At 70.9% G+C, this 14,129-nt stretch carries 11 protein-coding genes; 7 read left to right on the plus strand and 4 right to left on the minus strand.

The window, feature by feature from the left end; translation table 11 throughout:
- Positions 1-3: 3 nt before the first annotated feature.
- Positions 4-1,929, minus strand: coding sequence for a serine/threonine-protein kinase (locus QHF89_RS33940; RefSeq protein WP_136971727.1), 1,926 nt, complete (start codon positions 1,927-1,929; stop codon positions 4-6).
- A 96-nt stretch (positions 1,930-2,025) separates the two neighbouring features.
- Here QHF89_RS33940 and QHF89_RS33945 point away from each other — a divergent pair, with 96 nt between their 5' ends.
- Positions 2,026-3,705, plus strand: coding sequence for a DUF2961 domain-containing protein (locus QHF89_RS33945; protein WP_136971726.1), 1,680 nt, complete (start codon positions 2,026-2,028; stop codon positions 3,703-3,705).
- 651 nt (positions 3,706-4,356) lie between these two features.
- On the opposite strand, the gene QHF89_RS33950 is transcribed toward QHF89_RS33945, so the two are convergent.
- Together QHF89_RS33950 and proC are read right to left on the minus strand one after the other, a co-directional pair.
- The gene (locus QHF89_RS33950; RefSeq protein ID WP_284721261.1) at positions 4,357-5,403 is read right to left on the minus strand and encodes a Ca2+-dependent phosphoinositide-specific phospholipase C; all 1,047 of its coding nucleotides are present in this window, start codon (positions 5,401-5,403) and stop codon (positions 4,357-4,359) included.
- 140 nt (positions 5,404-5,543) lie between these two features.
- Positions 5,544-6,398: a pyrroline-5-carboxylate reductase gene (gene proC / locus QHF89_RS33955; RefSeq protein ID WP_232379778.1), complete on the minus strand. Its 855-nt coding sequence runs from the start codon at positions 6,396-6,398 to the stop codon at positions 5,544-5,546.
- Positions 6,399-6,585: 187 nt separating this feature from the next.
- Here proC and QHF89_RS33960 point away from each other — a divergent pair, with 187 nt between their 5' ends.
- Both QHF89_RS33960 and QHF89_RS33965 read left to right on the plus strand, forming a co-directional pair.
- A complete protein-coding gene (locus QHF89_RS33960) occupies positions 6,586-8,115 on the plus strand; it encodes a Do family serine endopeptidase (protein ID WP_284721262.1) in 1,530 nt (509 codons plus the stop codon).
- Between the two features lie 49 nt (positions 8,116-8,164).
- Complete coding sequence (locus QHF89_RS33965) at positions 8,165-9,646, plus strand: 2OG-Fe(II) oxygenase (RefSeq protein WP_136971724.1); 1,482 nt, start codon at positions 8,165-8,167, stop codon at positions 9,644-9,646.
- Between the two features lie 14 nt (positions 9,647-9,660).
- Here the strand turns inward: QHF89_RS33965 and QHF89_RS33970 are convergent, their stop codons facing one another.
- Complete coding sequence (locus QHF89_RS33970) at positions 9,661-10,134, minus strand: hypothetical protein (RefSeq protein ID WP_136971723.1); 474 nt, start codon at positions 10,132-10,134, stop codon at positions 9,661-9,663.
- 35 nt (positions 10,135-10,169) lie between these two features.
- Between QHF89_RS33970 and QHF89_RS33975 the strand changes: the two genes are divergently transcribed.
- The 4 genes from QHF89_RS33975 to QHF89_RS33990 form a co-directional block, all read left to right on the plus strand.
- Positions 10,170-11,231 carry a DMT family transporter gene (locus QHF89_RS33975; protein ID WP_284721263.1) on the plus strand — a complete coding sequence of 354 codons (1,062 nt, stop codon included), beginning with the start codon at positions 10,170-10,172 and terminating at the stop codon, positions 11,229-11,231.
- A gap of 19 nt (positions 11,232-11,250) precedes the next feature.
- On the plus strand, positions 11,251-12,396 hold the full coding sequence (locus QHF89_RS33980) for a 6-phosphofructokinase (RefSeq protein WP_136971722.1): 1,146 nt from the start codon (positions 11,251-11,253) through the stop codon (positions 12,394-12,396).
- Positions 12,393-13,316 (plus strand): PEGA domain-containing protein, encoded by a 924-nt coding sequence (locus QHF89_RS33985; protein ID WP_136971721.1) that lies wholly within the window; start codon positions 12,393-12,395, stop codon positions 13,314-13,316. The genes QHF89_RS33980 and QHF89_RS33985 overlap by 4 nt, the downstream gene beginning before the upstream one ends.
- Before the next feature lie 83 nt (positions 13,317-13,399).
- A partial coding sequence (locus tag QHF89_RS33990; protein ID WP_284721264.1) for a response regulator transcription factor occupies positions 13,400-14,129 on the plus strand: 730 nt, incomplete at its 3' end.

Here is a 14,129-nt window from a genome sequence, read left to right on the forward strand (position 1 = left end):
ACTCTACACGGGGTCGCGCCGCGCGCCAGCCGTCTCCGCCGCGCCGCTCGGCTTCGAGGCCCCGAGGACGAGCGCGGCCGTGACGAGGGTGCCGATCGTGCTGATCGCGCCCGTCGCCCAGGGGACGTAGAGCGAGAGCAGGCCACCCGCGAGCTGGATCGCCGCGGGCCAGAGGAGCACGAGCGTGCTGTTGATCGCGGTGACCACGAGGCAAGAGCCGATGATGAGCTGCCCCATCGCGCCCGAGGTCCAGACGTGCTCGCCACGAACGTAGGAGAGCACGTCGTGCAAGGCATTCAGGGCGAAGGAGGCCGTGACCGTGAAGAGCAGCCGGCGGTTGAAGAGGTTCGTGAGCAGCCGCCTGCGACCGAAAAACAGGCCGGCGAGGAAAAGCGAGAGGATCACGGCGTCGAAGACGAGGACGTCGGCCCAGGGCGAGGGGCGGCGCGTGCTCGCCTCGCGGATCGAGAGGGCGCCCATCGCGACCGCGCCGGTCACGACCACGGCGCTGACGAAGAGCGTCCGCGGGCCCCGGCCCACGCTGGAATCCATCTCCTTGACCATCTCCGCGGCCTTCCGTTCGAGCCGCCGGCGCTCTTCGAGTTTCACCTCCAGCGCGGCGACCCGCGCTTCGAGCGCGGCGTGCTCCCCTTCCATTCGCTCGAGCAGGGCGCGGGCATTCGCGGGGTTCTCCAGGACGATTTCGCGCTCGACGAGGAGCGCGAGGCTCCGCGTGAGGCCCTCCCTGGCGAGCGTGCTCTCGGGCCATTCGCGCAGGGCCTGCAAGAAGCCGAAGCGGCATTCGCTGAGCCCGCCCAGGATCTCCGCGCTGGCCACGAGCTCGGGCCCGCCCTTGTGGATGGCCTCCTCCAGCGCCGCGAGGCGCTCGCGCGCCGCGTTCGCGATGCCGAGCGAGGAGCGATGACGTAAAAAGTCGGCCACGTGCTCGCGGAAGGCCGCGGCGCTCGGAGGGCGCTCGTCCCGGTCGCGCGACATGGCGGCATTGCAGAGCGCGACGAGCTCGTCCGGGGCCTCGGGCGGGTAGTCTTGCGGCGCCGCCGCGCTCGCCGAGAGGAGCGCGTCGTAGAGGCTCGGCCGCGCGTGGGGCGGGCTGCCCGTGAGGATCTCGTGGAGCGTCGCGCCGAGCAGGTAGACGTCGGTCCGCGCGTCGATTTCGTGGGGCTCGCCGCAGGCCATCTCCGGGGCCATGTAGGCCGGTGTCCCGACGAGCGGCTCGGCCTCCCGGCCCGGCGTCGTATCGATCCTCCGCGCCACCCCCCAATCGAGCAGGTACACCTCGCCGAATTCGCCGACCATCACGTTGTCGGGCTTCATGTCCCGGTGGACGATCCCGCGGGTATGGGCGAAGTGCAATGCATTGCAGACCTGCATCAGGATGTCGAGGTGCGCGACGAGGCGCGCTCCGGCGCCGAAGCTCGCGCGCTCCCAGAACACATGGCTCGGATCCGCGATCAGATCACTCCACGAGACGCCCTCGATCCGCTTGATGACCAGAATCGGCCGCCCGGTCTCGTCGAGCCCGAGCGCGTGGACCGGCACGATGTTCGGGTGTTCGAGCGCGCCGGCGACCTGGCCCTCGCGGATGATCGCCAGGGCCGCGCTCCGGGGCGCGTCGTCGTGCGGGATTTTTACGGCGACATGGCGATCGAGCGAGCGCTGATGGGCGAGGTAGACGGCCCCCATGCCGCCTTGCCCGAGCTGCCGCACGAGGGTGAGGTCGACGCCCGGCGAGGAGAGCACGGGCGGCTTGCCCTCGATCGCCCCGGTCGAGAGCGATAGGCGCGGCAGCACCGGGGGCTCGGCGTCCCCGGGCCGGCTCCGCGGCGGCGCTGCGCCCACGGTCGTGGCGCCGAGGGCGTCCGCCGGGAGGTCTTCCACGCGGATCGTGTCGGAGATGGTCCATTCCATTGCGCGCTCGAAGGATGCCCCATCCCTGCCGCCCGGAGAAGTGCGGGTTCCGACTTTTTACCTGTGTCGCGCACGAAAAATAGGCTCGCCTCCGGCGTGGCATCGGAACACATTGCACGGACGATGGGCCGCACGATCCACCGCGCACGCACCCTCCTTTTCGTTCTTGTCGTCGCTTCCGTCGCCGGTTGCAGCGACGATCCGCGCCCCTTGGTGCCGGCCCCGCCGCCGGGCACGCGCGAAGAGCTCGCGGACGAGGCCGCGCTCGAAGCGCTCGCGGATTTCGGGGCATTGCCCGTCCTGGGCGAGGATCGATACGTCCAGACGGGGAGCCAGGATCGCCTGAGCGGCGCGCCCGCGCCGGCCGATTTCGTGGAGCGCGGAAACCGCGACATGAACCATTTCGTGTGCCGCAGCCGCGAGGCCTCCATCAGCGAGAACCAGCTCATCCCGCCGATCTACGACGAGGCCGAGTGCCCCGAGCCGTACGTGCGGGGCGTCGTGCTCTCGCGGTTCTCGGGATCGGGGCACCTCGCGCGGCTCTGGCTCACGGCGAGCTCGCTCCGGAACGGGCTCGTCGCGAACGACGAGGTGCTGCGGATCTGGGTCGACGACGAGGCGAACCCCGTCGTGGAGGAGCCGCTCGCCGCGGTGATCGATGGCACGGCCGGGGAGATGTTCGCGCCGCCGTTCGGGGACGGGCCGGGCAACCACCTCGCGTGGTATTACCCCGTGGTCTTCGCCAAGAAAATTGTGATTGCCCTGGATGGGCTGGGACCGCTGGAATATTATTATCACCAGGCAGGCGTGGTCCTCTCCCCGGAGGCCGCGCCGCGCAAAGCGGCCTCGGCGCGCCTCGCTGCGCGGGATCAGGCGATCGTGGTGCTCTCGTCCACGGCGGAGGGGGCGATCCCGGGCGAGCCGCTCGTGGCGCCGGGGGCTGTGACGATCGAGCCGGGGCAAACGACCTCGCTGGCCGAGATTTCAGGTCCTTCCACCATTCACGTGGTGTCCGTCGAGGTCACCGAAGCGCAGCTCGCGGCGCTCCGCGACGTCACGTTGTCCGTCCGCTGGGACGACGACGCGGCGCCGGCCCTCTCGTTGCCCTTCTCGGATCTCTTCGCGGCGACGCTGGATCCGCCGGAAAATGCGAGCCTCGTGCTCTCGGGGTCGAAGGATGGGGGCACGGTCCGCCTGGCGTTGCGGCTCCCGATGCCGTTCCAGAAGGCGGCGGTCTTCTCGGCGACGAGCGCGGCGGCGGCGCCGGTCGAGCTCTCCCTCTCGATCCGCGGCGAAAAGGCTGTCCCGAGCGAGGCTTTTGGCCGCCTCCACGTCGTCCGCAACGAGACCGTGGCGCCTGCGCCGGGGCTCGAGCATCCGCTCGCGAGCGTCACGGGCCGCGGGCGCTGGGCCGGGACGTGCCTGATGCTGGAGGGCCGCGGGATCGGCGACGGCAGCCTCTTCGACGAGCCGCTCAACTTCCTGGAAGGCGACGAGCGCGCCGTGCTCGATGGCGTGACGGCCGTCGTCGGGACGGGCACCGAGGATTACCTGAACGGCGCCTTCTACTTCGAGGCCGGCCCCCACGCCTCGCCGTTCGCGCAATGGTGGGGCACCGTGGTCACGCCACCCTCTGCGCGCACGAGCGCGTGCCGGTTCCACGTCCTGACAGACAGGATCGACTTCCAGAAGAGCGCGGAGATTGCCCTGGAGATTGGTCCGGGCCTCCCGGAGACGCTCGAGCGGTATCGGAGCGTGACGTTCCTTTATCGGTGAACCGCTGCGCGGCGCGGCGAACACGTGCCCTTGGGGGTCGACGGCGCGTGTTCGGCGGCGCAACAGGTGCCCGCGGCGGGCGACCGACCGTGGGGCGCTGCCCCCCTCCTGACGTTGGCCTGGGCTTCGGCCGGTCTTCCCCCGTGACAGGCGCCCTCGACGGCGGAAGGTGCGTGTTTGGCAGCTCGACAAGGACCCTCTGCCGCCGCCGGCCCGTGTCTTCGCACTCGACCTTCCCCTGGGAACACGCATCACCACGTGTTCGGCGGCAGGGCACGGACCCTCTCGCACCGACGAACCTTGGTCGGCTCGCCCTCGATGTTCCATGGGCGGCGAGGCGGCTTGTCGCGGCGTCGAACAGACGAGGACGAGAACCGACGTCGCCTGTCGAGCATGCCGAGACGCAACGGCTGCGGATCGCCGCACGGGTAGAGGCCGGCAACGGGCACCCTCAGCGGTGGAACCACCCACGCTGCGGCCTCGACGGGCAACATCGCCGCCGGTCTTGACCCTGTCCGTTCGATGAACTGCGCATTGCGCAGTTCATCGACCCTGGGTCCAGCGCCTCGCTGGTCCGGGTCCCGGGGCGGACAGCCCCGGGTGGGGCCTGGGGCAACGCCCCAGCTCCGCGCTCCCTGAGGATACCCACCCTCAGGGCTTCATGAATGCGGGATCTTCGATCGCCTCCGACGTGCATTCTGCGGGCGCCGTCACCGGATTGCAGCGTGCGGGGGTGCCGCCTTTGATGTCTACGTGGTAGGTGGAGCTGTCGATGGGGGCGGGGTAATCGGTCGTGATGAAATGTGCGGCGCTGGCGAGGGCGGCGTCTCGCAGGGATGTGTTGCCGGCGAGGGCTGCGTCGAGATCGATTTCGGCGCGTGTGCGGATGAGCATGTTTGCGGCTGCGGCTTCGTCGATGAGCACCTTCGTCACGATGGGATCGTCGTAGAGGGTCCACGCGGCGTGGGGATCCGTGGGCACGGTGCGGGTGAAGGCGAGCCGGCCTGCGAGGCTCGTCCCTCCGCGGGCGTAGGCGATGCCGAATCCGTCGGTCAGGTTGTACATCGTGAAGATCACGCGGCCGCGTAGCTTGCCGAGCGTCGGCCAGCCCTCGGTTTTTACGGCTTCGCCGAGCGTCGCGTGATCGCCTTGCACCTCGTCGGGCGTCACGATGCGCTTTTGGGGCCACACGCCGAGGATGACCTCGTGCAGGGTGCCGAAAGAGGCCTCGATGGTGTCGGCGCTGGGCGCGAGGTCCTTGAGGTCGAGCAGGATCGTGAAGGGCAGGTGGGCGGGATGGGCGTCGGACCAGCGCTTCATGACGCCGAGGCATTCTCGGAACGTCGCGCAGGTGCTCCCTTCGTCGAGGAAGGGCACGTGGGCGACCTTGTAATCGCCGAGCGCCTCGTCGTAACGGAGGTCGAGCTCGACGCTGCGGACGCCTTGCTCGGCGAGCTGCACGTCGAGTGGCGCGTGGTCCACGGCGTACTCGGGCCCCGAGAGATCGGGGTTCGCCACGTGGAAGCTGTTGTGCGTGGCCTTTGTTTGCACGTGGTGGAGGCGCAGGACGTCGTCGAGCGGATACGTGAACGATGGCTTCGTCGGGGCGCCGCCGTCCTGATCTTCCGTGCCGCCGCACGCGCTGAGGGAGAAGGCCAGCGAAAGCAGGGATAAGGCGAGCGAAAGGCGAGAATGCATGATCCCGGTATGACAGCTCCCCTGGCGGGGACCGTCAAGGCCTGGAGATTTGGACGAGCACGGCGGGGACATGCCGTGCGGACGAGCAAGAGCGCGGCCGAAGGGCTGGTCCGCTCGATCGGTGGGGGGGACGGAATGGGTTAGCGGCGGAGCTTTTTGGCCATCTGCTCGCCGAGCTCGATGGCGCGGTTCGTGGCGGCTTCGACGGCGTCGATGAGCGTGCGGCGCAGGCCGCCGGCTTCGAGCGTGTGCAGGCCGGCGATGGCCGTGCCGCCGGGGCTCGTGACCATGTCCTTGAGCCTGCCCGGGTGTTCGCCTGTTTCGAGCTGGAGCTTGGCGGCGCCGTAGACGGTCTGCGCGGCGAGCAGGAGCGCGGTGTCGCGGCCGAGGCCGACCTTCACGCCGCCGTCCGCGAGGGCCTCGATCATCAGCATCACGTAGGCCGGGCCGCTGCCCGAGAGGCCCGTGACGGCGTCGATCAGCGTTTCGTCGAGCACCACGCAGCGGCCGACGGCCTCGAAGAGCGCGCGGGCGACCTCGAGGTCGTCTTTCGTGGCGTGTGAGCCGGGCGCGATCGCCGTGGCGCCCGCGAGCGCGATCGCTGCGGTGTTCGGCATCGAGCGAATGACGCGCGCGCGGTCGGGGAGGCGCGCCTCGATGGCCTCGATCGGCACGCCGGCGGCGACGGAGATGACGACGTCGCCCTCGTTCAGGCCGGCGGCGACGGCGCCGAGGATGCGGTCGACGATCTGCGGCTTCACGGCGATGACGACGACGTCGGCCCAGCGGACGAGGCCCTCGTTGTCGTCCGTGGTCTCGATTCCGTAGGTCTGCCGCAGCTCGGCGAGCCGCTGCTCCTTCAGATCGCTCGCCCGGATCTGGGCGGCCGTGACCGTGGCCGAATGCAGGAGCCCTCGGATGAGCGCGGACGCCATGCTCCCGCCGCCCACAAATCCGATTCGCCGCCCTTCCATGCGTTTGCGCAGATCGTTCATCGTGTCCCTTCCGGCGACGCACCCTACCAGAGCGCTCCGGCAGGGGACAGCGGATCCGGGAGAGGCGCGATCGTCCAAACCGCATCGCGAGGGGTTGCGCGACGGGGTATCGCGATACATCCGTTAGGCTCGGAATGAAGTGGAGCCTCGGCTGGTTCGCTCGCCCGGAGGTTCGAGGGGAGAATTCATGATGTCCGTCCGTTCGTCCCAGCGTGCGTCTTCATTCGTATCGCGCTCGGCGCTCGCCCTTTTGCTCGCCACGGGAATGCTCGGCTCCGCCGGTTGCGGGCACGAGGCCCATGCGACGCCGCCGCCGCCCTCTACCCAAGAGATCGCGCAGCAGGTATCGGCCGAGGCCGCCGCGGGGTTCACGGCTGCGCCCGCGCCCGCCGCGCCTGCGCCCGTGCCCGCGACGTTCGACGTCGCCGACCTCGCCCAGCGAACGACCCCCGTGGTCGTCAACATCACGACGACGCAGAAGGTCGCCGCCGCCTCCGGGGGCCCGGGCTTCGGCGGAATTGATCCTTTCGACTTCTTCTTCGGGCCCCAAGGGGGCGGCGGGGGTGGGGAGCGTTCGCCGCGGAGCCCGGGGCGCTCGCTCGCGCGCACCGCGCTCGGCACCGGGTTCATCATCGACCCGGAAGGGTTCATCGTGACGAATGCGCACGTGATCGAGGGCGCGGACGAGGTGAAGGTGCGCCTCGCGGACGAGCGCGAGTTCGCGGCTGACATCGTTGGGCGGGATCCCAAGCTCGATCTCGCGCTGCTCAAGCTGCGCGGCGCGAGTGGCCTCCCGACGGCGGCGCTCGGATCGAGCGAGGCGCTGCGCGTCGGCGAGCACGTGCTCGCGGTCGGCAATCCCTTCGGGCTCGGGCACACGGTGACGCTCGGGATCGTGAGCGCCAAGGCCCGCTCGATCGGCGCCGGCCCGTACGACGATTTCATCCAGACCGACGCGAGCATCAACCCGGGCAACAGCGGCGGCCCGCTGTTCAACTGGAAGGGCGAGGTGATCGGCATCAATACTGCCATCCGCGCCGGCGCGAACGGCATCGGCTTCGCGACGCCGGTCGACGCGCTGAAGGACATCCTGCCGCAGCTCCGCGAGAAGGGGCACGTCGAGCGCGGCAAGCTCGGCCTGCTCTTCCAGCCGCTCACGGCCGACCTCGGGAAGGCGTTTGGCATGGATACGCCGAAGGGCGCGCTCGTCTCGGATCTCGAGCCGGGCGGCGCGGCGGCGCGCGCGGGCATCAAGCCAGGCGACATCGTCGTCGCGGTGAACGGCACGCCGATCCACCACGCCGAGGATCTGCCCCGCAAGGTGGCGCGGCACGCGCCGGGCACGACGATCAAGGTCTCGCTCCTGCGCGGAGGCAAGCCGGTCGAGGTGACGGCGAAGCTCGATCAACTGGGCGACGTGGACGCCGGCGACGACGACGCGAAGCCCACGCGCGGGCCGAAGGCGCCGGCCACGTCGGCGAACAAGTTCGGCTTCCAGTTCTCGGATCTCGGGGGCGGCGGCGTGCGCGTCGATCGGGTGACGGACGGCGAGAGCGAGCTGTCGCCGGGCGACGTGCTGCTCGAGGTGAACGGCACGCCCGTGCGTGACGCCAAGGCGCTCGAAGCCACGCTCGGCAAGCTGAAGCCCGGCACCGTGGCGGTCGCCAAGATCCGCCGCGGCAAGGTCACGCGGTTCGCCGCGCTCCCCGTTCGGTGAGCCTCGACCGGGCTTGACAGCGCCCGCGCTGCGCGGTGCTGTCGGGCCCATGCACCCCGCCCCGTCCCCGATGCGGCGCCTCTCCGAGGCGCCGCGCCTCTACGTGCAGGAGGGCTTCGCCTCCGACGAGGAGGTGCGCCACGTGCTCGCTTCGTACGGCGATCGCGATGCGCTCACCCGCCGGGGGCTCCCGTGGCAGGCGAACGAGACGGGCGTGTCGAGCGAGCTGCCGGTCGAGGCCGACCCCGTCCTCGCGGCGATCGCGGCGCGGATCGAGGCGGTGCTCGGGTTTTCCTGCACGCTCGAGGAGCCGACGTTCCGGTTTCGCCGGTACGCGCGGGGCGACGCGCATCCGCCGCACCTCGACGAATACACGATCGGCGGCGCGCGCCTCGTGGCGACCGCGATCGTGTATCTCACGGACGCGGCGGCCGGGGGCGAGACGTTTTTCCCGCGCGCCGAGCCGCATCCGAGGGCTGTCGCCGCGCAAAAAGGGCGGCTCGCCCTCTGGTTCAACCACCGGGCCGATGGGAGCGTCGACCGCGCCGCGCTCCACCAGTCGAACACGCTCCGCGAGGGCGAAAAGGCGACGATCACGTATTTCGTGTATGCCCCCGTCGAGGCGGCCCGCGCGGGCGTCGTGGCCGACGAGGCGCCGGCGCGGGAGGAGGCTGCTTCGCGGCGGTTCGTCTGCGTGAACGATGGCGTGCCCGAGGCGACGATCCGCGTGCTTCGCGAGGCCTGCGCGGCGCGCGGGGTCGTCTACGAGGAGGTGCAGGCGGCGGATTTCGATTTCACGGCGGCCGCGCCGCTCCCGCCGGGGACCTTGCTCTTCCGGCCGGCCGTCTCGACGGCGGCCGTGCGCGTCGAGCAGGCGCTTTGCGGGCCGGGCGTCGTGACGTTTCATCGGGAGCCGGACGGCGTCTTTCGGGAGATCGGCCCCGATTGCGCGGTCCTCGAGCGGCGCGGGATTTCGGTGCCGCGATGGATATGGGGGAACACGACGAACCGGGGGATTTTGCGGCGGTACGTGGACGATCTCGGCGGCCTGCCGATCGTGATGAAGTTCGCCGGCGGGTCGGGGGGCGTCGGGGTCTTGCGTATCGACAGCCTGGCGGGGCTGTTCTCCACGATGGATCACGCGCGCGCGTCGGGCCGGATGCCCGTGCTCTCGGCCTACATCCCGGACGCGACGCACCACCGCTGCATCGTCGTGGGCGACCGCGTCGTAGGCTTCTGGCGCAATCGAACGGACGAGGACGATTTCCGGACCCACGCGACCGACGATCCGGCCGATTACCAGGCGCCGCCCGCGCCCGAGATCCTGGCGAGCGCCGTGGCCGCGACGGCGGCGCTCGACGTCGAGCTCGGCGGCGTGGACGTGCTCGAACATCCGAGCGGACGCCATTACGTGCTGGAAGTGAACTTTCCTTGTTACTTCGCGCGGGCCCGGCTCGTCGGTGGGCACGACGTGGGGGGCGCGATGATCGATTGGCTCGTGCGAAAAGCGGAGCGAGGGGGAGGGCGGTAGCGGCGGCGCACGCCTCAGGCGCGCTTGTCGCTCTGCTCGCCGCTGCGTTTGTCGCTCTGCTCGCCGCCGCGGGCGCTCTTGTCCTTGTCGCCCTTGTCCTTGCCGACCTTCTTGTCGCTCTGCTCGCCCTGCCGCTTCTCCCGCTCCTCCGCGTTCTTCCGCGCGGTGTCGTCGTCGGAGGCCGAGAGCGGCATGCCCGGGGAGACGCCGAGGGCCGGCGCGCTCTCGACCGTCGCGCCGCGGCACACCCGAGGACCACCGGCAGGCGGCGTCACGCGCGCTTCGAGCAGGCCGAGATCGGCGAGCTCGTCGAGCGCGCGGAAGATCGCGTCGCGCGTCCCCCCTTCGGCTCCAGTGGCGGCCGCGAGGTCGGCGAGGTCCGCGACGGTCCGGGTGCCGTCGGCGTGCGCGAGGGCGAACGCGGCGAGGGGCGAGAGCGCGGGCACGGAGCCGGCGTCGATCGAAGCGCTGCGGGCTTTCGGGGTCATGCAGATCTCCTGCGTAGGTAAGGTTCGTCCCAAACGTGACGATTCATATCACGGAGGGCCAGCGCGCACAGGGACGACCTACGGTTCGGCGCGAGGTGCGGGCATGGAAGGTCGTCGCGTGGTACGGGGCGCGCGTGAACCGCATCGAGCCGGGGGGCCGAGACAGGAGCGCCCCGGAGGCCACGCGTGGCCCGCGGGAGGCGCTCGCGTGGATGGTCATCGCGCAGGTCCTGTTCACGATCATGGGCGTCTGCACGCGCCTCGGCGCGCAGCGGCTCCCGTGGTCGGAGGTCGCCGCGGCGCGCGCGGTGCTCGGGGCCGCGGTCGCCATCGCGGTCGCGCGGATGCGCGGCGCCCCGCTCGTGATCCACGATCGGCGGACGGCGTGGGCCCGATCGATCTGCGGGACGGTCGCGATGATCTGCACGTTCTACACGCTCGGCGCGCCGGCGATCGCGCTCGGCGATGCCGTGACGCTCGGCGCGACGTCGCCGATCTTCATCGCGATCCTGGCGCCGTGGTTGCTCGGCGAGCGGAGCGGCCGGATCGTTTGGGTTGCAACGACGGTCGCGTTCGCCGGTGTGGCGCTCGTCGCCGGCCCGAGCTTCCGGCTCTCCGGCCGGCTCTCGCTGGTCTCGTTGCTCGGCGCGGTCGCGAGCGCGCTCGCCATGATCTGGCTGCGCCGCCTGGGCACGGGTCGGTCGGGTACGCCGCGCGAGAGCCCCGAGGCGATCGTCACGCACTTCTCGCTCGTGGCGGGCGTGACGCTTTCGGTCGTGGCGCTGCCGACGCTGCGCGTGCCGGACCTCGAAGGCGCGCTCTTCCTGCTCGGCACGGGCGCGAGCGGGGCGTTCGCGCAGATCGCGATGACGCGCGCGTACGCGCTCGATCGTGCGGCTCGCGTGGGGGTGTGGAGTTACCTCGGCGTCGTCCTGACGCACGTCGCGGCGATGGGGGTGCTCGGGGAGCGCGAGGATCCGATCGGGCTCGCGGGCTCGGCGCTGGTCATCGCGGCGGGGCTAGGGCTCACCTGGTCCGGCTTGCGTGAGGCGAGGGCGGCGACGCTCGCGTCGACCCCTTGCCAAACGGGCCGATGACCGCGATCCTCCCGTCGGGATGCCGCGCACCATTCGGAAGATCGCCATCAACACCGGGGGCGGCGACGCGCCCGGGCTGAACGCCGTGCTCCGCTCCGTCACGCTCGCCGCCATCGAGCGGGGCATCGAGGTCTGGGGCATCAAACATGGCTACCGCGGGCTGCTCGAGGACGAACCCGGCGGCCTCGTGCGGCTCGATCGCGACGCCGTGCGCGGGATCATGCACCTCGGCGGGACGATCCTCGGCACGGCGAACCGCGGCGATCCGTTCCACTACCCGACGCAGGAGGGCGACAAGGTCGTCCCCAAGGATCGCTCGGGCGAGCTCGTCGAGCGCTTCCGCCGCGAGGGCTTCGACGCGCTCGTCGCGGTCGGCGGCGACGGCTCGATGCGGATCGCGAACGCGCTGCTCGAGCGTGGCTTGCCGCTCGTCGTGGGCGTGCCGAAGACGATCGACAACGACGTCTACGGCACGGAGCTGACGTTCGGCTTCGACACGGCGGTGTCGATCGCGACGGAGGCGATCGACAGGCTGCACTCGACGACGGAGGCGCACGAGCGCGTCATGGTCGTGGAGGTGATGGGGCGGCACACGGGCTGGATCGCGCTGCGGTCCGGGATCGCGGGCGGCGCGGACGCGATCCTGATCCCGGAGATCCCGTTCTCCTACGAGTCCATCGTGCAGAAGGTGCTCCAGCGCGAGTCGCGCGGGCGGCGCTTCTCGATCATCGTGGCGGCCGAGGGGGCGTGTCCGAAGGGCGGCGACCTGACCGTGCGCGACGCGGGCGACGAGTTCCGGCGCGTGGTCGTGCTCGGCGGCGTGGCCGAGCGCGTGGCCAAGGAGATCGCCGCGCGCACGGGCAAGGAGACGCGCTCGATGGTGCTCGGTCACCTGCAGCGCGGCGGCGGGCCCACGACCTTTGATCGGCTGCTCGCGTTGCGCTTCGGCGCGGGGGCCGTGCGGTTCCTCGTGCAGGGCTGCGAGAGCGGGATGGTCGCGCTGCGTTGCCATCGCGTGGAGCTCATCCCGCTCGCCGAGACCGCGGGGCGCACGAAGACGGTCGACCTCGACGGCGACACGGTGACGACCGCGCGCGAGATGGGCATCTGCTTCGGCGACGAGGCGCCGGGCCATTTCGCGCCGGGAGGCACGGCGGCCTCGTGAAGGTCCCGTGGGGGATCCCGCTCGGCGCCGCGCTCGCGCTCGGCGCGCCCGCGGCGCGCGCGAAGGAGCCGAGCAAGCCCGAGGTGCTGCTCGCCAAGGAGATGGTGAGGGACGCCGTCGTCGAGGCGAAGGCAGGGCGCTGCAACGACGCGATCCCGATGCTGGAGCAAGCGATCGCGATCCACGAGACGGGCGAGGCGCTGCTCGCGCTCGGCGATTGCCAGGCGACGATGGGCAAGCTGCGCATGGCCGTGGCCACGTGGAAGCACGGGGAAGAGATCGCGGAGGCGCAAAAGGACAAGGCGCGCCGCGAGGCCATCGAGAAAAAACGCAAGGAGATCGAGCCGCGTATCCCCACGATCCGGCTGAAGGTCCCTGCGGGCGTCACCGGCGTCGTCGTGACGATCGACGGCGAGGCCCTCCCGGAGACGAGCCTCCGCGCGCCCGTGCCGGTGGATCCCGGCGCGCACCAGATCGAGGCGAAGGCGCCGGGATACGACCCGTTTTCGAAGAAGGTCGAGGCCGAGGACGAGGCCAAGCTGACGGTCGAGATCACCTTTCCGGGGCTTCCCACCTCGGGCGCTTCGGCCTCGACGGGGAGTGTCGTCCCGCTCGGCACGTGGATCGCGGGGGGCGCGGCGGTCGCGTTCCTCGGCGGTGGCGTGGCGGCGTACCTTCTGGCGGGCGCGCATGCTGAGGCGGGCGCGATCGAGTGTCAGAAGCGGGTGCAGTGTGGCGGGGATCGCATCGACAGTGTGCGCACCTTCGATGGCCTCGCGCTTGGGGCGTGGATCGGCGCGGGGCTCGCGGCGGGCGCGGCGGTCGGGATCTGGGCGCTCGCGCCGAAGAAGGCGAAGGACGAGGCGTCGGCGCGGATCGTCGTGGGCCCGGGGACCGTCTCGCTCGTCGGGCGGTTCTGAGCGCTGAGCGGAGTTTGACAGTCCTCGAACGAGATCGATATCTTGGCTCGAAAGGCCCCGAGCCTGTCGAAACGGCCCGAAACATGACCAAAGTCCTCGTATTCGAGAGCGATCACGCGTTTGCCGGAGAGCTCCGTACCGAGCTCGGGCGTCTCGGCTGCACCGTGCATGTCGTCGACGACGGCAACGCCGGGCTTTCGCTCGCCGCGAACGACAGACCGGACCTGATCCTCCTCTCCATCGAGCTGCCGCGCATGAACGGCTTCTCGGTGTGCAACAAGCTGAAGAAGGATCCGCAGCTCAAGGACGTGCCGCTCGTCATCATGTCGAGCGAGTCGACCGACGAGACGTTCGAGCAGCACCGGAAGCTCCGCACGCGCGCCGAGGACTACGTGCACAAGCCGATCGCCATCGGCGAGCTGCTCGGCCACATCCGCGCCCTCGTGCCGATCGACGCGAACATCGAGCCGGACGCGATCGTCATCGACGACGCCGAGGTCATCGAGGAGGCCGACGTCGAGGAGGTCCAGGAGGAGGAGGAGGCAACCGCCCCTGCCGAGGGCGCGGGCGAGCGCGAGATCGACGACTTCCTGGGCGGCGCCTTCGATCGGCTGATGGTCGATGACGACGAGGAGAAGACGCGGGCGCAGGTGTTCCCGCTGATGCCGCCTGCACCTTCGGCCCCGCCTGCGCCGCCTGCGCCTCCGCCTGCGCCCGTCGCGGCCGTCGCGCCTCCGCCTGTGCCCGTCGCGGCCGTCGCGCCTCCGCCGCCGCCCGTGCCTGCGGTCGCACCGCCGCCTGCCGCGCCGCCGC

This window comes from Polyangium sorediatum, assembly GCF_029946465.1.
GTDB lineage: Bacteria > Myxococcota_A > Polyangia > Polyangiales > Polyangiaceae > Polyangium > Polyangium fumosum.